Raw genomic sequence first — 15,933 nt, 5'->3', positions numbered from 1 at the left:
CGCTTTTCTTATTTCAATTCATTTAAAAAGCTTTTTCCATAGTTAGGCATCTTTACATTAAAGTTTTCAGCAACCGTTGCTCCAAGGTCAGCGAAAGTTTCACGAAGTGGCAGTTCTTTCCCTTCTTTCATCTGCTTAGAGTATACGAGCAATGGTACATATTCACGTGTATGGTCTGTTCCTGGTGCAACAGGATCATTCCCGTGGTCAGCTGTAATCATTAACAGGTCGTCTTCTTTCATTTTTGCAAAAACCTCAGGTAAACGAGCATCATATTCTTCAAGGGCTTTACCGTATCCTTCGGGATCACGGCGATGTCCGTAAAGTGCATCAAAATCAACGAGATTTACAAAGCTAATTCCGGTAAAGTCCATATCAAAAGTTTCTACCAACTTATCCATTCCGTCCATATTGGAAACAGTCCGTAAAGATTTGGTTACGCCTTCCCCATCATAGATGTCGGAAATTTTCCCGATTGCAATCACATCGAAGCCGGCATCCTTCAATTCACTCATAACCGTACGGTCAAAAGGTTTTAATGCATAGTCATGACGGTTTGCAGTTCGTTTAAAATTACCCGGTTGGCCCAAAAATGGTCTGGCAATGACACGGCCAACCATGTATTTTTCATCAAGTGTCAACTCCCGCGCCATCTTACAAATCTTGTATTGTTCCTCGATTGGGATAATTTCTTCATGTGCAGCAATCTGAAGGACAGAATCAGCGGAAGTATAGACAATTAGTGATCCCGTTTTCATATGCTCCTCACCAAGCTCATCCAAAATTTCTGTTCCACTCGCAGGTTTATTACCTATAATTTTTCTTCCTGTACGTGTTTCTAATTCAGAAATGAGCTCCTCCGGAAACCCCTCAGGGAAAACTTTGAAAGGAGTTTTAATATTCAAACCCATAATTTCCCAATGTCCGGTCATCGTATCTTTACCGTTTGAAGCCTCCATCATTTTTGTATAAAAAGCTAATGGAGTTTCTGCTTTTTCGATTCCCTTTATTTCCCTAATATTGCTTAAGCCCAACTTCCCCATGTTCGGCATGTTCAGCCCATTCATTCTTTCTGCAATATGGCCGAATGTGTCTGCTCCTTTGTCACCGAATTTTCCAGCATCAGGAGCCTCACCAATTCCAACAGAGTCCATAACAATAATAAATATCCGTTTATATGTATGATTTGCCATTCGTTCTTCCTCCTTTTCAATGGAAACGTTTGCAATATTTTCAAAAGATTTCACAACCATATGTTGCCCTTTTTAAATAGGAATAACCATGATTTTATATTTATTCGTCAGAAGTCTGACATCTTTATTTTACTAAAAGTTTTAGAAATTACAAGAAAAAACCGCCATTAATTTTGGCGGGTTTTTGACATTTTCATAATTTCCTAGAAACTACAAATTTATTAAGCTCGTGGATGGAATTTACTATAAACATCCTTTAATCTTGTTTTCGTAACATGTGTATAGATTTGTGTTGTAGAGATATCAGCATGACCGAGCATTTCCTGCACTGCTCTTAAATCAGCACCATTTTCCAATAGATGAGTGGCAAAAGAATGCCTTAGTGTATGTGGAGTTAATTCTTTTTCGATTCCAGCTTCTTTTGTTAACTTTTTTAAAATTTTCCAAAATCCCTGGCGTGTTAATCTTTTACCTTGATGGTTTAAAAATAGGGCGTCATCTTTATGCTTTTTTAAAGCAAAATGGGATCTGCCATAATCTAAATAGTGTTTTATCGCCTCAGATGCTGTTCTGCCGATAGGAATAATTCGCTCTTTATTTCCCTTCCCTATACAACGGACAAAGCCCATGGTTAAATGCACATTGTCTATATCAAGTCCAATCAGTTCACTGACACGAATACCTGTCGCATATAGAAGTTCCAGCATTGCTTTGTCTCTTAAACCGAAATGATCATGCAGCTTTGGTGCATCCAGGAGAATTTCTACTTCCTGCAGACTTAGAACCTTAGGTAAAGTCCTTTCTAACCTAGGTGTTTCAATATGAACAGTCGGATCTTGGTCTGTTGCTTTATCCCTTAATAAAAACTGATGTAATGCCCGTACAGATGCAATATGTCTTGCAAGTGTCTTCGATGATTTTCCCTGCTCTTTTAAAAAACCGAGAAAATGGACAATATGAACTCGCTGCACGTCATTGAGAGTGCGGATTGATTCAACATTTTTTAAATAACGAATATAGCTTTTTAAATCCCGCTCATAAGACATGATAGTATTATTCGCAAGACCTTTTTCCACAATTAAGAAATGTTTAAAGTCATTTAAGTGATCTTCCATCGTTTTTACTCCCCATTTAAATAAAACAAGATTAGCCGATCTAACATGGAAGAATTCTCTTCTTTTACTGCATTAGAAACCTTTAATGCAGCCCCTTCCGGTGCATCATAGCGATGATAATTTTGGTATTCCTCACTTACCAACATGATACCATAATAGAAGAGAATCGTGCATCCTGTGAATATGATAAAAACCTTTAATGTTTGCATTGCCGCTTTAAAAAAAGAGAACATGTTTTACCTCCCCCAAACCGTGATAGTCTAGTAAAAGGTATGCCATTTTGTACAAGTTTTATACCTGTATACACGCAAAATGGGGGAGAAAAACAAAAAAGCCCTTTTCAGTAAAAAGGACTTCCCATTTTTTATTCAGCTTTTTCTTCAATCGTCGCCTTATCTTGACATCGGTAACAAATGCCATGAAAGGTTAGGCGATGATCTTTAATTTTAAATTTCCATCTACGCTCAACAACAGCCTCAACATCTTCTAATAGGTCTTCTTGAATCTCATCCACTGCACCGCATTCAATACATACAAGATGATGGTGAAAATGGGCCGCTCCTTCTTGACGGAGGTCATACCTTGATACACCATCACCAAAATTAATTTTATCGACAATTTTTAATTCAGTTAGCAATTCCAACGTTCGATAAACAGTTGCTAAACCGATTTCAGGCGATTTTTCTTTAACGAGGAGGTACACATCTTCTGCACTTAAATGATCCTCTTCATTTTCCAGCAAAACGCGAACGGTTGCTTCTCGTTGGGGTGTAAGCTTATAGCTTGATGAATGCAACTGTTTTTTTATTCTCTCAATTCTAGTTTCCATCCCGAAGTCCCTCCCTCGCCACTATGATTCTCATTATAACAGATGGCAAAAGAGATTCAAAATAAAATTATTATAAATAAGAATTTATATTTTATATAAAATAATAATTATTTTAAACTAACTGAATGAATAATTGTTTTCATCAGCCATGGAGATAGATATGCTTCAATCCCTGATGCAACTGAGATAAAGATTACAGCTGCTAAGAGGGCGACAATGTATCGCTTAAAAAATGGCATAATCGGTTGTCCGTATTTTTTCATAAACTGTTTTTTAATCATTCTCATTGAAAAAATAACTGATAATGCGGCCATCATGATAAAAACGGGAATAGTAATTAAATTTTGCGGCAGGATCGAAACAAATGCGAGCATAAAACCTTTCCACCCCATTTGACTAACCAAAAATCCCACGGTAAACCCGACCACCATCCCTTTTAAAAATAGAAGAATGAGAATTACAGGTAAACCAATAATGGAAATCCCCAGTATCCACATCAAGCCAATAAATTTACTGTTATCAAAAAAGCTTTGAAAAAATAAATCGCTGTCTTCTGCTACTTTTCCATTGGAGACCTGACCAAAAAATTGTGATAAATAGTAGAATAAATCTTCTTTTTGAGGAATGCTCATGCTATTTACTACTATTGCACCGAAAATAACTCCCATTAAAAATAAAATGACAATAAATAAAAATATCGAGGAATGCTCACGGAAATAACTGGCGGCATCGGACTGGTACAATCGTTTCTTCATCTGCGTTTCCTCCTATTAGGTAAATCAGTTAATACATCTTATGCCTTTCTAGTTTTTCTATGACCAAATTTTTAATAGATAATAGAAAAACCCTCGGCAGCCAATTATTTTATTCAATTACTTTAACAATTCACCGCGTTAATTTTATAATGTTATTAGTATATCGGTTTCAACATGTCTGTTGATTGGAGCTCCAGGCACTTCGCTTTCCGCGGGCGTGCAGGGAAGCCTCCTCGTCGCTTCGCTCCTGCGGGGTCTCCCCTGCCCCGTACTCCCGCAGGAGTCTTCGTGCCTTCCGCTCCAATCAACAGAGTGTTTTCAATACAGACCTTCAGTTCAACTAATAAATAAAAAAAACAAGTGAAGAATTCAATGTTTAAGTCAAAAGAGTCTAGACAAAGTGAATATGAATTTGTTTCTATTGATGAATTGGTACCTGATGACCATCTTCTTCGTTTGATTGATAAATATATTAATTTTTTGTTTCTTCTTGAAAAGGTCCGTCCTTATTACAGCGATGAATATGGGCGCCCTACTGATCCTCTTATTCTTTTTAAAATGATGTTTTTTTGTTATATTTACGGCATTCGTTCTGAACGTCAACTAGAAAGGAAAATTAGAACAAACGTTGCCTACCGCTGGTTTTTAGGTCTAAAATTCAAGGATCCAGTACCTCATCACTCTACGATTAACTGGAATCGTCAACACCGTTTTAAGGATACAAATATTTTTCAGGAGATTTTTGATGAGATTGTTCTTCTTGCAATGAATCACAAGATGGTGGTCGGTCGTGTTTTATTTACGGATTCAACTCATTTAAAGGCAAATGCAAATAAAAATAAGTATACAAAACAAGAAGTGGAAGCGGATACTCGAGAATATTTTGATGACTTAAACAAGGCATTAGAAGAGGATAGAATTGAACACGGAAAAAAGCCATTAAAAGAAAAGGAGGAAGTGAAAGAGACTAAGGAAATTCGAGTAAGGAATTTAGAAAGGAAAAAATTGAGCGAAGCTTCGCAGACTCAAAAGAGCTGCATGGGCTTCGCTACTGCCGGTTACGGGGATTGAAGAATGCAAGTGAACAGGCTCTTCTAACTGCAGCCTGCCAAAATATAAAAAAGATTGCAATACACTTAGCAAAGTTAGAAAAAGTGTGTTGCAATACTTTAGGTTGATTTGCCTCCCTGTTGATTGGAGCGGAGGGCACTCGACTCCTGCGGGATAGAGAGGTCACTGGAGACCCCGCAGGCGCCAAAAGCGCCGAGGAGGCTCCAGGACCTCCCCGCGGAAAGCGAGTGCCCGGAGCGGAAATCAACAGGCCATTAGCAGGGAGAATCAATAAATTTGGTATTTAGATTCTGACAAAATAAAAAATTGCCGAGAAAAATACCCTTTCTCGACAATCTGAGAAAAACCCGGCAGCTTGGCTGCCGGGTTTTTTGAGCAATAGATTAATCTGCAATTTTTCCGTATTTTCCTCCGCCGCCCGCAGCTAGGTTAACTTTCCCTTCCCTGGCTTTCAAGATGAGATCGGCAATTTTATCCGGTACCACCTCTTTTAAAGCATTATAAGGAACTTCATGTAAAATTGCCATTTCCGATCCAAAATGATTGACAAGTTTTTCGAGTAATTTGGGCCCTAAGCCAGGAATAAATTCCAGTGGTACTTGATGAACATAAGGCGGGCGATCTACCGGACTGCTTTCAGAGGTTTTCAATTCAAGAATCCGATCGGCCACCCCTTTAATAATCTTAGGACTGCCGCAAAGGTTACAAATTTGGGCATCTTGATTAACGGAATTTAAACATTCCGCACAAACCGTCTTATGGTATTTTCCCAGCAACGGATCAAGACCATAGTTGGCGATAATTTTTCTGCCCTCTTCTCCTTTTAATGCCTTTTGTAATTCCCTAAAGGTTGGTTCCTTCATGGCAATCACTTGGTATTCACGGGCAATTTTAGCTAATGAATGGGCATCGGAATTGGTAACAAAGGTATAATCGTGTAATTCTTTTAATTGGTCTGCCATATTGGTATCGGAGCTTAATCCCAACTCAATTCCATCAATTAAATTTGGGTCTAAAACTTCGGTTAATGATTGATGGACCCCTTTTCCATACAGGCTTTTAAACGGTGTAAAAACATGGGCAGGGATAAATAATCCGCCCAGGTCTTTTACCTTTCTTTGCAGAATAAGACCTGTCACGTACACCCGTTGAGAGCTTAACTGAACATTTTTCAAATGACCCGAGAGCCATGTTGAGAACTCCTTCATAATGGCCAGGGTTGGAAAATAGCAAAGAAGATGGATCGGGCCGCCCGATTGTTCATCATAAATTTCTAATTCCGAACCGGGAATGACGGTTAAATCGCCAAATACCAAACCACCGGCAGGATGCTCATAAATTTCTCCTCTTTGAATGAGATTTTCCATTTCAAGAATCACTTCAGGTGAATGGCTATCGATAATCCCCACCATATTCAAGCCTTTTTCATGCCCTGCATGTTCAATGATATTCGTAAACGTTAAGGATTTGGCACCGGTTATTTTGACCGGCTTGCCTGTCCAAGTCCTCCCAATATGTATATGTAAATCAACATAATAGCGGTTCATTTTTCTAACGCCTCTTGAAGCTGAAGGAATTGGACCGCATAGACTGTTTTAGCATCAAAGATTTTTTGGTCTTTTACATATTGAATTGCTTCAGCAAGTGTTAATTCTTCAAGATTTACAAATTCGTCTTCGTCAAGTGCAGCAGGGTTTTCTTTTTTTGATAAACCTTTTGCTAAAAAAACATGAACAATTTCGTCAGCAAATCCCGGTGAGGTATAAAAAGAGGTTAACAGTTCAAGACTCTCGCACACATAGCCTGTTTCTTCCTCTAATTCACGTCTGGCACAAAGGGCCGGCTCTTCTCCTTTTTCCAGCTTACCGGCAGGGATTTCCACGATAGTCCTTTCTAATGCTTTGCGATATTGTTCGACCATTACAATTTTATTGTCATCGGTGACTGCTAAAATAGCCACGGCACCCGGATGCTTGATTATTTCTCTTTTTGAATGATTACCATTTGGAAGTTCAACATCCTCCAGGTAGAGACTGATTACTTTTCCGGAAAAAATTTCTTCGCTATGGAGCGTTTTTTCTTCAAGACTGCTCATTATGCCACTCCTGTTCTAATTCGATATGTAATTCTCATACATTTTACCATACTTTATTTGGAGGGGTATGGTATGAAGGTATACGTCCATGAAAATGGAATTATCCTCGTTGGGAAAGGATGGGAAATACTGCAAAAACTTAAAGCATATAACCGGGATTATGTCACCGTTTGCGAGTGGATTCAAAATATTACACAAAAATAAGGTCTACTGTTTGTAGTATTTCCCGTTCTTTACTAAAATTGAAGAAAAAGAACGGGGTGATTTTTTTGAAAAAAAGAAAGCTCGGAAGCTCGGATTTATTGGTTTCTGAATTAGGTCTTGGCTGTATGTCAATTGGTACGGAGGAAAAAACTGCACGGCTAATTATAGAAGCTGCCCTTGAAGAAGGCATCAATTATTTTGATACGGCCGATTTATACGATTTGGGTGAAAATGAAAGAATTTTGGGACAAGCCTTAAAGGATGTGCGAGAAAAGGTTATTATTGCCACAAAAGTCGGTAATCGCCGAAATAGCGATCAGGTCGGATGGTCATGGGACCCATCAAAGGCATACATCAAAGAAGCGGTAAAAAACAGCCTGAAGCGTCTTGGAACTGATTATATTGATCTTTACCAGCTGCATGGCGGTACAATTGAGGACCCGATTGATGAAACGATTGAAGCGTTTGAGGAATTAATCGAAGAAGGCTATATTCGCTATTATGGTATTTCGTCGATTCGACCTAACGTGATTCGCGAATATGCAAAAAAGTCCGGTATCGTGTCAGTGATGATGCAATACAGTATTTTAGACCGTCGTCCCGAGGAAGGGGCATTAACGCTTCTTCATGATAATGGAATTAGCGCAGTGACCCGCGGATCACTTGCAAAGGGTATGCTTAGTGATCGGATGCTTGAAAAAGCTTCTGAAAAAGGCTACTTGGATTATAGCCGGAAAGAATTATGTGAAGTACTTCCACTGTTGAAGGAAAAAATGGCAGTTAACCGCTCATTAACAGAAGTTGCTCTTCAATATAATCTGGCAAACCCGGCTGTAGCTTCTGTAATAGCTGGTGCCAGCAGTCCCGAACAAATTAGGAGCAGCGCCGATGCGGTTCGAAGTCAATCACTGACTGCCGAAGAAATTGCGGTTATTAAGGAACTATCAAAGGCTGCCACCTATAATGAGCACCGTTGAAAAAGGAGAGTCACCCAAGACTCTCCTTTTCCCGTTCTTTTCGATAAGGGATAACCTCTACTTTTCGGGCAGTCACCTACTTGAATTCCTTCCAGTTCATCCCGCTCTCGTTTAATAGCTCTTCAAATGATTTGTTCTTTTCTTTTAACCTCCGCTCTTCTCTTTTTCTTTGCTCTTCTTCTTCTTTTCTTTTCTCTTCCGCTGCTTTAAGCTGCTCCTGTTGTTCTTTTAGCTGCTTCATTAAATCAGGATTAATCATATCTTTAAGCGTTACCGCTGATTCATCTTTTTTCGGTTTGGCTGCTTGATTTTTTTGTTTAGAATGTTTTTTCATTTTTGTCTACTCCTTTAATACCAATTCTATAAACATTATACCATTTCACCTGCTTGTGCTTATATTATAAACTCCAACAAAAAACAGGCTGTTCCTATGCGCAGCCTGCTTTTCCTTTTTAATAAGCGCCAAGTATCACGTTGTCATCAACATTTAAGTTTGCTTCTGTCGAATTAATGACATCCTTAACTGTATATCCTTTTGCCACTTCTACCAGCCTTAACCCTGATTCGGAAACATCCATTACGGCGCGCTCTGTAATAATACGGTCCACCACTCCCTTGCCTGTTAACGGAAGGGTGCATTGCTTTAATATTTTCGATTCACCTGCTTTATTGACATGCTCCATGATCACAATAATTTTCCGGGCTCCGTGAACAAGGTCCATTGCTCCGCCCATACCTTTTATCATTTTTCCGGGAATCATCCAGTTTGCCAGATCACCGGTTTCCGATACTTCCATTCCTCCCAGGATAGCCAAATTAATATGTCCTCCGCGTATCATGGCAAACGATTCGGCACTGTCAAAATAGGCTGCACCGCTAATGGCTGTGACTGTCTCTTTACCGGCATTGATTAAGTCAGGATCTACCTCTTCTTCTTTCGGGTAAGGTCCAATTCCAAGAAGCCCATTCTCTGATTGAAGGACCACCTGCTTATTACCCGATATATAATTAGCTACAAGGGTCGGCATGCCAATCCCCAGGTTTACATAAAAGCCATTTTCTATTTCCTTTTCCGCTCTGATCGCAATTCTCTCTCTTACAGTGGCCTTCTCATTTTCCATATTCTCTCTCCTTCCTACCATCTCTAATTTCTGACTGTCATTCTCTCAATTCGTTTTTCCTGTTTTCCTTCAATGATCGATTGAATATATACACTTGGTGTATGAATGGCCATATTTATCCGTCATAAAGGAAACGCTTTCAGAATATTTTTACTACTTCTGCTGTAAACTTTAAAAACCCTCTAATTTTGTCAAAATTTCATTTATTCTTGATTTTTTGAAATTACCACCTCTACAATGAAAGTATGAATATTTGGGGGAGAAAATGATGTTAAATTTGCCTAAAAAAGTAACGATTATTGAAGTGGGCGCTCGGGATAGTTTGCAAAATGAAAAATTGTTCGCTCCTACTGTATGCTTGAACGAATGGGGATTCATACCGGTGTTGACCTTAATAGGCTCGTTAACGCTATTGAAATCGTTCGGCCCAATGCATCAAGACAAATTGATAGCGGGTATTATCGGCTTCATTCCCAACCTGTTTAGGCTTAGTTATGAATAATCAGTCTTGTATTAATGCATCTTATTAGGTGTAACCACTTCGAAGGGAGACTGACCATGAGCCAAAAACGGGATAAAGGATTCAGCCAACAAGGAAAAAATTATGCAGATTCTGCAGGTACGGGTAAGAGGATGATTGCTGCAGAAGAACTTGAAAAAGCAATCCACCCAACGAAGCGACAGAATTCGGAGCAGTCGTAATCCTACTTTTTACATGAAAGCCGCTCATGGTGTCAGCGGCTTTTTTCATGTTATAAGAAAATTCAGTTCGATGACGACATATTTTATAGAAACTGAAGGAGGTGCCGCCTTTTGAAAAAGACATTTCGGGCTTTATTTATTTTATTGTTTTTCTGGTTGGTCCTCGGTATTTATTTTACTAACCGGCTGATGTATATGAAAAAAAAGGATGAAACGTTTATTTTAAAACGGGAAAAGGAAGCCGGCAGATATAAGCCCGATGAATTTGCGTCACTTCCAAAGCGGGAAATTGCCATTTCTTCGACTTTTGGCTACACCATCAAAGCCCTTCTCGTTGAACCGCATCGGTCAAACCGCTATATTATCATTTCTCACGGTGTAACCGAAACGAAAATTAATTCGATTAAATATATGAATCTTTTCTTAGATCGCGGCTTTAATGCCTTAATTTATGACCATCGGCGCCACGGTGAATCCGGAGGGAAAACAACAAGTTACGGTCATTATGAAAAATTCGATCTAAGGTCAGTCGTCGACTGGCTGAAAAAAGAAATGGGGCCCAATCTTAAACTTGGAATTCACGGTGAATCAATGGGGGCGGCAACTATGCTGCTGTATGCAGGAATACTTGAGGATGGAGCTGATTTTTATATTGCGGACTGTCCTTTTTCTGACTTTAGAGATCAACTGGCCTATCGCCTAAAAAAAGAAATGAAGATTGCACCTAGACTTTTACTTCCGCTTGCGGATGTTTTCTTGCGCTTCCGTGACAAATATTCTATCCGCCATGTTTCACCGATTTCGGTTATTGAAAATATTAAACATCCCATTCTGTTCATTCACAGTCAGAAGGATGACTTTATTTTACCAACGATGAGTGAAGACTTATTTGCGCAAGCAAAGGCGCCGAAAATGCTTTATCTTGCAGCAAACGGCCGCCATGCCCAATCTTTCAACGAAAACCGTGCCGATTATGAACGGGTTATTGATGAATTTTTACAAAAATATGTTTTTCACGAATCCTTGTCCAGCTAAAAACAGACTGTCCAAATAGGTTCAGTCTGTTTTTTCTGTGATCACTAGGCTCATGTGCCCATTTAAGATTTGCTGCGGGCTTTTTAATTGAAAACAATTTGAGCTATCAGAAAAATCAATTTTCATTTGCTCATCAAAGAAAACAGTCTTTGATTTTTCTACATAAATGGTTCTGTCATTTGTTTCAATAGCGATATCGGTATCTTCTATTTCTGACACGAACCACAATGCTGCTACACCGTTTACGGCACAGCCGCAGCCGTCCGTATCGTATTTTAGTTTTAAAAAGCCTTCCCGGCCTTCTGTTCTCTTGCGTATTTTTTCAGCTGCCGCCTCTGTTATTACTATTTCCACGTGAAAAACCCCCTCTCTTTGCATATGATGATTTTATCATATGTTTTTTTCGTATTCTTATTTTTTTGCTTATCACAGTTCATGGGTTGCATTTTCCTCTATTTCCAGTTAATCTCAAGAGAGACGCTGAATATTTATTAAAGGGGTGTTGGAAATGTCTAATGTTCAAATTAAAGTAAACGATAACGGTTCACTAAGAATTACCGGTGATGTTGAATTGTTGGATGGAGAAGGCAATGTCTATACAACAAAGCCCTCCTTTTCCCTTTGCCGCTGCGGTTTATCTAATAATAAACCTTTTTGCGACGGCTCCCATAAAGGCAAATTTGAATCTCAAGTACGGGTTCCCAAAGAAGAATAAGATTTTAAGGGCAGCTTTGATGCTGCTCTTTTTTTAAAGGATAAAAAAGTATAAATTTTGGCTTTGAGAATTGTCTAGCTTCAGCGCCCAGCGGCTAGCCTGATGTCAGCGATCGCACCGATTGGAATGCGGTGTACCTCCTCAAACCGGTCGACAACATGGAGCTTCCCGGCTGTTTCATCCCAGTAATGAATTTTTCCTATCACGATTTCATAATTTCGATTCCTATAATGCGTAATCGCAACAAATTGATCAAATTCAATTGCTTCAGATAAAGTGTCGTTCATTAGCTCCAGCTGCTGTTCATCCATTTCTTTTTTCTCTTCGTAGCGGTCTTCCTTTACCCAGTCCCTAAGTAATTTCACATGCTCAGGAAGCATCATCGACGTCCATTTGATTCTCCCGCGGTCACGAATCATCCGTCTCCCTTCTTTCTAATACTTAGAATTTAGTTTAAAATTTGATAGCTGTCTAGCTCCATAAGAGTAAGCTTCAGAAGCGATACATCGCACGATGAAAATCGTAAGATTTTCGGAGGAGCGCCCAGCGGCTAGTTTACTTCGCTAAACGGGCGCTCCCGCTTTTCTTTTACATTTTATGTCCGCCAACCAGCGTTGCCCGATGCTTGGCGGTTCCTGCTGCCGTATAAGAAACAGCGCGCAGCAAGGCACCTGAACCAAAGCGCCTGCGGACGGAATCCACCACATAGCCAAGCTCCCGCCTTTTATAGGCACCTATGTCAAAAAGATCAAGCTGAAGCTCGCGGTCATCAACCATGTTTCCAATCGCAAGCGAAATTTGCCTTACCGTTTTTCCGTTATAATGCTCATGAAATAATTCGAGACAAACACGGTAAAGGTCCATCGTTACATTCGTTGGCTGCTTGATGGTCCGCGCGCGGTGAAAGCCCCCGCCAAATTCATCCTGGCTGTAGCCGATTCCAAGACTAATCGTTCTTCCCGCCTTTTGATGTGTTCTTGCCCGTCGCGCAACATCCTCACACATTTCTAAAATAACATGCTTAATTTCCTCTTCCTCTTTGTAATCCCTGAGGAGAATTTGACTTTTTCCAAAGCTGATTTGCCCCTGGATAATCGGGGCACCCGGCTCTGAAAAATCGATTCCCCAGGCATGATAATAAAGCTGGTTCCCCATGATCCCGAATTTCTTTTCCAATTGTTCTAAATCATATCGGGCCAACTGGCCAACAGTGAAGATTCCCATTCCGTTTAATGTTTTTTCGACACGTCTACCGATCCCCCACATTTCCCTGAGCGGTGAAACATTCCAAAGCTTTGTCTGTACATCCTCATACGTCCATTCGGCAATTCCATGTTTCTTCGCCTCAAGATCGAGGCAAAGCTTTGCCATTAGCATGTTGGGACCAATCCCGACCGCACAAGGCAGCTGAAATTCCCGCTCAATATCATCCTTTATTTTTTGGGCGATGGTTGCAGCATCCCCCCACAAATGAATGACACCGTCGACTTTAATGAAGCTTTCATCCACACTATAGGTATGGAGTGCGTCTTTTGGAACATAACGGTTAAAAACACGGGTAATTTCGGTGGAAATGCGCAAATAAGTTGCCATACTCGGCTCGACAATTTTAATCCTTGGGTCGTTTGGGATTTCAAACATCCGCGAACCGGTTTTGATGCCAAATTCTTTTTTCAGACGCGGCGAAGCAGCAAGCACGATGCTTCCCTGTCGTTCTTTGTTGCCGCAAACAGCTAAATAACAATTCAAAGGATCCAGGCCAAGCATGACAGCCGAACAGCTTGCATAGAAGCTCTTCATGTCGACACATAAAATTTTATTTTGCGGTGCGGTGCTGTAATCGACCATACTTTTCCCTCCAACAAAATACATTTTAGCGAACAACAGTTCTATATCAGTATACTCACTATCTTAAGCGAATATGCGTTCGTATTCAATGGAAATTTTTTGCCTTTTTTCCAATGTGGAAAATACAGAAAAATGCGGTATAATCGGTGTGAGGTGCTCTCATGGAGAAAAAGCTGATTACCAAAATGATTAAAAATTGTTTGAAACAATATTATGAATCTGATTCCATGCCTATCGGTGAAAAAGATTTAGAGGAGCTGACCAATCGGATTTTCCAAACAAAGGAAGCAGAACCGACTGCAGATTTATATGAGGTAGTGAATGATACGGTATATGAGTTTTTAACAGGATGATTTTAAAAAATAAAAAGCCTCTGAAAAAGAGGCTTGAGTAACAAACTATTTCTGATTTAAAATCCGTTTACCAATTCGTTCAAAAGCCCTCGGGAAAAGAACATAGACAATACTCCCCAGGTTCATCCACCGCGGCAAATTAATCTCCCTTGTTTTCGTGAGCATGGAATCAACGACCTTCTGTGCCACATATTCAGGCTTAAGCATGAATTTTTGAACATTTTTTACATACGTGCCTTTTTCATCGGCTATTTCAAAAAAATTGGTAGCAATCGGCCCTGGATTCACAGATGTAACCTGTACATTGTAATCGGCCAGCTCCATCCTAAGCGAATTCGTGTATCCAAGAACGGCGTGTTTGCTGGCAGAATACACACTCGATTTTGGCGTGGCAATTTTCCCCGCCTGGGAGGCAATATTAATAATATGGCCAAAGCGCCTTTCGCGCATCTTCGGCAATACCATGCTGGTGCATGCTATTAACCCGACCACATTCACGTTAAACATCCCTTTAATTTCGTCGATTGTTGCTTCATGGGCTTCCCGAAAAACGCCAAAGCCCGCATTATTCACAAGGATATCTATATAGCCGGCCGACGCAAAGATCTCACCGAAGACTTTCCGGACTTGTTCAGTATCAGACACATCAAGCTGAAACACATCTACTTTAACATGAAAGCTTTGCTGCAGCTCCCCTTGCAGCAATTGAAGTTTATCAATGCTCCGCGCAAGCAACACAAGATTGGCGCCGCCAGCCGCACAAAGCTTAGCAATTTCCGCTCCAATTCCTCCGGATGCCCCGGTAATGATGATATTTTTACCTTTTAAATGTTCTCTACCCATCCTATCACCTCTCTGGCTTAAACCCGGTTCCATTAGCCTTCAGACGTAGCCTGATAGAGAACGGGTTGATCATTATTACTACTAATTTCTCCGATAGATGATAAATAGTCAAGTTGGGCGACTGTTTCCGACATCGTTAGCATCAATTCACGCTGATAGACGGCCGGAAAAAGACGTTTGCAGATTTCAAAAACGGTGAGTTGCTCTTCTTTCAGCCAATGATGGACCGTCATGGCCCGCTCGTGCTGACGGGTTAGCCTTTTTTCAATCAGGTCAGCTAACTGATAGACCTCCTCGCCGTGCCCCGTGTATACGAATGAAATCGGATAAGAAAGCAGTTTTTTCATCGAGTGATTATGCTGCAGCTGCGGCTTCGGCCTTTCCCTCTCACCCGGTGCAGCCGGTTCAAGTAAGGGATTCGGTGAAATATGGGCAAGAATAAGATCACCGCCAATTAAAATTCCGTCCGCTTCGCGGAACAGAGCAATTTGGCTTTGAGCGTGGCCGGGTGTTTCAATTACCTGCCATTCACTGAGTCCGGGCGGTCTCATCCCTTCAAGAAGCTGCCCTGTCAGTGAACGGTTGCAGGAATACTTCAGTGATTTTCTTAACAAAGAAAGCAGCGGTAAATATTCCTCAGGCAGACCCAACTCATGAAAAAGCGCACGGAAAAAATTCTCTTGTTCCTGAAGAAAAGCTTCTGTCGGATGGATCCATCGTTCATTCAACGGGTGTCCGTACACCTCTAACGAGTCAGAAAAAAAATCAAGCATTCCCGCATGGTCAGGGTGATGGTGAGTAAGAACCACTTGCTCAATGTCAGAAGGACTCAAATTTAAATCGGCCATTTGAGCTGTCAATGAATTCCAGGATTCCTCCGTTTTCGGCCCCGCATCAACAAGCGTTAAACGCTCCCCCTTAATTAAATACACATTTACATCTCCGACCGGAAAAGGAGTCGGTAAAGTGATTTTGGCAATTCCGTTTTTCCATTCTGTCATTTTAAAAACCCCTTAACGTTATTGTTGTATAAAGATATTTAATTCGCTTTATGTAAAAAATATGCGTCATTTAATA

The 15,933-nt window shown here is 40.3% G+C and carries 22 protein-coding genes and 2 pseudogenes; 9 read left to right on the top strand and 15 right to left on the bottom strand.

The window, feature by feature from the left end:
* Window positions 1-8: 8 nt before the first annotated feature.
* The 5 genes from deoB to spoIIM all read right to left on the bottom strand — a co-directional run bounded on the left by deoB (window position 9) and on the right by spoIIM (window position 3,892).
* A complete protein-coding gene (gene deoB, locus AC3ANV_RS08235) occupies window positions 9-1,193 on the bottom strand; it encodes a phosphopentomutase (protein WP_488313143.1) in 1,185 nt (394 codons plus the stop codon).
* A gap of 221 nt (window positions 1,194-1,414) precedes the next feature.
* Window positions 1,415-2,308, bottom strand: coding sequence for a site-specific tyrosine recombinase XerD (gene xerD / locus AC3ANV_RS08230; protein ID WP_488313142.1), 894 nt, complete (start codon window positions 2,306-2,308; stop codon window positions 1,415-1,417).
* Between the two features lie 5 nt (window positions 2,309-2,313).
* A complete protein-coding gene (locus AC3ANV_RS08225) occupies window positions 2,314-2,541 on the bottom strand; it encodes a YqzK family protein (RefSeq protein ID WP_488313141.1) in 228 nt (75 codons plus the stop codon).
* 131 nt (window positions 2,542-2,672) lie between these two features.
* A complete protein-coding gene (gene fur / locus AC3ANV_RS08220; RefSeq protein WP_488313140.1) occupies window positions 2,673-3,137 on the bottom strand; it encodes a ferric iron uptake transcriptional regulator in 465 nt (154 codons plus the stop codon).
* A gap of 107 nt (window positions 3,138-3,244) precedes the next feature.
* On the bottom strand, window positions 3,245-3,892 hold the full coding sequence (spoIIM, locus tag AC3ANV_RS08215; protein WP_488313139.1) for a stage II sporulation protein M: 648 nt from the start codon (window positions 3,890-3,892) through the stop codon (window positions 3,245-3,247).
* Window positions 3,893-4,264: 372 nt separating this feature from the next.
* Between spoIIM and AC3ANV_RS08210 the strand changes: the two are divergent.
* A pseudogene (locus AC3ANV_RS08210) lies at window positions 4,265-4,873 on the top strand (transposase); the annotation flags it as partial.
* A gap of 23 nt (window positions 4,874-4,896) precedes the next feature.
* Window positions 4,897-5,070 (top strand): transposase, encoded by a 174-nt coding sequence (locus AC3ANV_RS08205; protein WP_488314163.1) that lies wholly within the window; start codon window positions 4,897-4,899, stop codon window positions 5,068-5,070.
* A gap of 276 nt (window positions 5,071-5,346) precedes the next feature.
* On the opposite strand, the gene AC3ANV_RS08200 is transcribed toward AC3ANV_RS08205, so the two are convergent.
* Together AC3ANV_RS08200 and AC3ANV_RS08195 are read right to left on the bottom strand one after the other, a co-directional pair.
* Window positions 5,347-6,510: an endonuclease Q family protein gene (locus tag AC3ANV_RS08200; RefSeq protein ID WP_488313138.1), complete on the bottom strand. Its 1,164-nt coding sequence runs from the start codon at window positions 6,508-6,510 to the stop codon at window positions 5,347-5,349.
* The gene (locus tag AC3ANV_RS08195; protein ID WP_488313137.1) at window positions 6,507-7,058 is read right to left on the bottom strand and encodes an NUDIX hydrolase; all 552 of its coding nucleotides are present in this window, start codon (window positions 7,056-7,058) and stop codon (window positions 6,507-6,509) included. The genes AC3ANV_RS08200 and AC3ANV_RS08195 overlap by 4 nt, the downstream gene beginning before the upstream one ends.
* A 72-nt stretch (window positions 7,059-7,130) precedes the next feature.
* On the opposite strand from AC3ANV_RS08195, the gene mciZ reads away from it, so the two are divergent.
* Entirely contained in the window at window positions 7,131-7,262 is a 132-nt protein-coding gene (gene mciZ / locus AC3ANV_RS08190) for a Z-ring formation inhibitor MciZ (RefSeq protein ID WP_488313136.1), read from the top strand.
* Between the two features lie 65 nt (window positions 7,263-7,327).
* A complete protein-coding gene (locus AC3ANV_RS08185) occupies window positions 7,328-8,239 on the top strand; it encodes an aldo/keto reductase (RefSeq protein WP_488313135.1) in 912 nt (303 codons plus the stop codon).
* Between the two features lie 76 nt (window positions 8,240-8,315).
* Here AC3ANV_RS08185 and AC3ANV_RS08180 read toward each other — a convergent pair whose 3' ends face one another.
* From AC3ANV_RS08180 to AC3ANV_RS08170, 3 genes and pseudogenes are all read right to left on the bottom strand, one after another.
* Window positions 8,316-8,573 (bottom strand): YqkE family protein, encoded by a 258-nt coding sequence (locus tag AC3ANV_RS08180; RefSeq protein ID WP_488313134.1) that lies wholly within the window; start codon window positions 8,571-8,573, stop codon window positions 8,316-8,318.
* A gap of 118 nt (window positions 8,574-8,691) precedes the next feature.
* Window positions 8,692-9,360, bottom strand: coding sequence for a 3-oxoacid CoA-transferase subunit B (locus tag AC3ANV_RS08175; protein WP_488313133.1), 669 nt, complete (start codon window positions 9,358-9,360; stop codon window positions 8,692-8,694).
* A gap of 23 nt (window positions 9,361-9,383) precedes the next feature.
* A pseudogene (locus AC3ANV_RS08170) lies at window positions 9,384-9,467 on the bottom strand (succinyl-CoA--3-ketoacid-CoA transferase); the annotation flags it as partial.
* Window positions 9,468-9,625: 158 nt separating this feature from the next.
* Here AC3ANV_RS08170 and AC3ANV_RS08165 point away from each other — a divergent pair.
* The 3 genes from AC3ANV_RS08165 (at window position 9,626) to AC3ANV_RS08155 (ending at window position 11,097) form a co-directional block, all read left to right on the top strand.
* Window positions 9,626-9,862 carry a hypothetical protein gene (locus AC3ANV_RS08165; protein ID WP_488313132.1) on the top strand — a complete coding sequence of 79 codons (237 nt, stop codon included), beginning with the start codon at window positions 9,626-9,628 and terminating at the stop codon, window positions 9,860-9,862.
* Between the two features lie 56 nt (window positions 9,863-9,918).
* Window positions 9,919-10,062 carry a hypothetical protein gene (locus AC3ANV_RS08160; protein WP_488313131.1) on the top strand — a complete coding sequence of 48 codons (144 nt, stop codon included), beginning with the start codon at window positions 9,919-9,921 and terminating at the stop codon, window positions 10,060-10,062.
* A 111-nt stretch (window positions 10,063-10,173) separates the two neighbouring features.
* Window positions 10,174-11,097, top strand: coding sequence for an alpha/beta hydrolase (locus AC3ANV_RS08155; protein ID WP_488313130.1), 924 nt, complete (start codon window positions 10,174-10,176; stop codon window positions 11,095-11,097).
* Between the two features lie 21 nt (window positions 11,098-11,118).
* On the opposite strand, the gene AC3ANV_RS08150 is transcribed toward AC3ANV_RS08155, so the two are convergent.
* Complete coding sequence (locus AC3ANV_RS08150; RefSeq protein ID WP_488313129.1) at window positions 11,119-11,451, bottom strand: iron-sulfur cluster biosynthesis family protein; 333 nt, start codon at window positions 11,449-11,451, stop codon at window positions 11,119-11,121.
* A gap of 154 nt (window positions 11,452-11,605) precedes the next feature.
* Between AC3ANV_RS08150 and AC3ANV_RS08145 the strand changes: the two genes are divergently transcribed.
* On the top strand, window positions 11,606-11,812 hold the full coding sequence (locus AC3ANV_RS08145; protein WP_488313128.1) for a CDGSH iron-sulfur domain-containing protein: 207 nt from the start codon (window positions 11,606-11,608) through the stop codon (window positions 11,810-11,812).
* Window positions 11,813-11,892: 80 nt separating this feature from the next.
* On the opposite strand, the gene AC3ANV_RS08140 is transcribed toward AC3ANV_RS08145, so the two are convergent.
* Complete coding sequence (locus AC3ANV_RS08140) at window positions 11,893-12,231, bottom strand: YolD-like family protein (protein WP_488313127.1); 339 nt, start codon at window positions 12,229-12,231, stop codon at window positions 11,893-11,895.
* Window positions 12,232-12,400: 169 nt separating this feature from the next.
* Window positions 12,401-13,660 carry a Y-family DNA polymerase gene (locus AC3ANV_RS08135; protein WP_488313126.1) on the bottom strand — a complete coding sequence of 420 codons (1,260 nt, stop codon included), beginning with the start codon at window positions 13,658-13,660 and terminating at the stop codon, window positions 12,401-12,403.
* Window positions 13,661-13,821: 161 nt separating this feature from the next.
* On the opposite strand from AC3ANV_RS08135, the gene AC3ANV_RS08130 reads away from it, so the two are divergent.
* On the top strand, window positions 13,822-14,013 hold the full coding sequence (locus AC3ANV_RS08130) for a YqzH family protein (RefSeq protein ID WP_488313125.1): 192 nt from the start codon (window positions 13,822-13,824) through the stop codon (window positions 14,011-14,013).
* A gap of 45 nt (window positions 14,014-14,058) precedes the next feature.
* Here the strand turns inward: AC3ANV_RS08130 and AC3ANV_RS08125 are convergent, their stop codons facing one another.
* Complete coding sequence (locus AC3ANV_RS08125; RefSeq protein ID WP_488313124.1) at window positions 14,059-14,856, bottom strand: SDR family NAD(P)-dependent oxidoreductase; 798 nt, start codon at window positions 14,854-14,856, stop codon at window positions 14,059-14,061.
* Between the two features lie 32 nt (window positions 14,857-14,888).
* On the bottom strand, window positions 14,889-15,857 hold the full coding sequence (locus AC3ANV_RS08120; RefSeq protein ID WP_488313123.1) for an MBL fold metallo-hydrolase: 969 nt from the start codon (window positions 15,855-15,857) through the stop codon (window positions 14,889-14,891).
* Window positions 15,858-15,933: the final 76 nt, after the last annotated feature.

Source organism: Neobacillus sp. DFD-2R, from assembly GCF_057747865.1.
Note: the sequence above shows the minus strand (reverse complement) of the source record. Positions and strands in the feature narration are given on the sequence as shown.

What these genes read in the sequence shown, in the direction of transcription:
- deoB (WP_488313143.1), bottom strand. Translation starts at nt 1,193, where the DNA reads ATGGCAAATCATACATATAAACGGATATTTATTATTGTTATGGACTCT.
- xerD (WP_488313142.1), bottom strand. Translation starts at nt 2,308, where the DNA reads ATGGAAGATCACTTAAATGACTTTAAACATTTCTTAATTGTGGAAAAA.
- AC3ANV_RS08225 (WP_488313141.1), bottom strand. Translation starts at nt 2,541, where the DNA reads ATGTTCTCTTTTTTTAAAGCGGCAATGCAAACATTAAAGGTTTTTATC.
- fur (WP_488313140.1), bottom strand. Translation starts at nt 3,137, where the DNA reads ATGGAAACTAGAATTGAGAGAATAAAAAAACAGTTGCATTCATCAAGC.
- spoIIM (WP_488313139.1), bottom strand. Translation starts at nt 3,892, where the DNA reads ATGAAGAAACGATTGTACCAGTCCGATGCCGCCAGTTATTTCCGTGAG.
- AC3ANV_RS08200 (WP_488313138.1), bottom strand. Translation starts at nt 6,510, where the DNA reads ATGAACCGCTATTATGTTGATTTACATATACATATTGGGAGGACTTGG.
- AC3ANV_RS08195 (WP_488313137.1), bottom strand. Translation starts at nt 7,058, where the DNA reads ATGAGCAGTCTTGAAGAAAAAACGCTCCATAGCGAAGAAATTTTTTCC.
- mciZ (WP_488313136.1), top strand. Translation starts at nt 7,131, where the DNA reads ATGAAGGTATACGTCCATGAAAATGGAATTATCCTCGTTGGGAAAGGA.
- AC3ANV_RS08180 (WP_488313134.1), bottom strand. Translation starts at nt 8,573, where the DNA reads ATGAAAAAACATTCTAAACAAAAAAATCAAGCAGCCAAACCGAAAAAA.
- AC3ANV_RS08175 (WP_488313133.1), bottom strand. Translation starts at nt 9,360, where the DNA reads ATGGAAAATGAGAAGGCCACTGTAAGAGAGAGAATTGCGATCAGAGCG.
- AC3ANV_RS08165 (WP_488313132.1), top strand. Translation starts at nt 9,626, where the DNA reads ATGATGTTAAATTTGCCTAAAAAAGTAACGATTATTGAAGTGGGCGCT.
- AC3ANV_RS08160 (WP_488313131.1), top strand. Translation starts at nt 9,919, where the DNA reads ATGAGCCAAAAACGGGATAAAGGATTCAGCCAACAAGGAAAAAATTAT.
- AC3ANV_RS08145 (WP_488313128.1), top strand. Translation starts at nt 11,606, where the DNA reads ATGTCTAATGTTCAAATTAAAGTAAACGATAACGGTTCACTAAGAATT.
- AC3ANV_RS08140 (WP_488313127.1), bottom strand. Translation starts at nt 12,231, where the DNA reads ATGATTCGTGACCGCGGGAGAATCAAATGGACGTCGATGATGCTTCCT.
- AC3ANV_RS08135 (WP_488313126.1), bottom strand. Translation starts at nt 13,660, where the DNA reads ATGGTCGATTACAGCACCGCACCGCAAAATAAAATTTTATGTGTCGAC.
- AC3ANV_RS08130 (WP_488313125.1), top strand. Translation starts at nt 13,822, where the DNA reads ATGGAGAAAAAGCTGATTACCAAAATGATTAAAAATTGTTTGAAACAA.
- AC3ANV_RS08125 (WP_488313124.1), bottom strand. Translation starts at nt 14,856, where the DNA reads ATGGGTAGAGAACATTTAAAAGGTAAAAATATCATCATTACCGGGGCA.
- AC3ANV_RS08120 (WP_488313123.1), bottom strand. Translation starts at nt 15,857, where the DNA reads ATGACAGAATGGAAAAACGGAATTGCCAAAATCACTTTACCGACTCCT.